At 53.9% G+C, this 570-nt stretch carries 1 protein-coding gene; it reads left to right on the forward strand.

Annotation, left to right across the window (positions count from 1 at the left end):
* Window positions 1-2: 2 nt before the first annotated feature.
* Window positions 3-570 (forward strand): RNA methyltransferase (locus tag IE142_RS35655; RefSeq protein ID WP_502266918.1); only part of this gene is annotated, 568 nt, incomplete at its 3' end.

Genomic DNA, 570 nt, shown 5'->3' on the forward strand with positions numbered 1-570 from the left:
TTATGAAGATCGATATCGTGTCTGTTTTCCCGGAATATTTTGAAGTGCTGAACCTCAGTCTGCTCGGCAAAGCGCAGTCGAAAGGGCTTGTGGAGGTTACCGCGCACAATCTGCGCGACTGGACGCACGACGTGCATCATTCCGTCGACGACACTCCTGTCGGCGGTGGCGCAGGCATGGTGATGAAGCCGGAAGTGTGGAGCGAATGCCTCGACGAGCTGCTGCAGCTTGAGCCTGCGGTAATCGAAAATACGGAAAATATTGAGGATTCTGCGGATTCCTTCGATACTGGCGATTCTTGCGATACTGCAGATTCCGACACTGCACAATCTTCCGCAGGTCCTGAGAATTCCGAAAAAACTGATATTGCACCATCTTCCGCAGGTCCTGTGCTGATTTTTCCGAATCCTTCCGCCCCGCTGTTCACACAACAGGATGCGACGGAACTGAGCCATGCCGATCATCTGCTGTTCGGCTGCGGCCGTTACGAAGGGTATGACGCGCGCATTCCGCAGTATTACCGCGCGCAAGGCATTGACGTGCGCGAATATTCGATCGGCGATTACGTGT

The organism is Streptomyces mutabilis, from assembly GCF_014649815.1.
GTDB lineage: Bacteria > Actinomycetota > Actinomycetes > Streptomycetales > Streptomycetaceae > Streptomyces > Streptomyces mutabilis.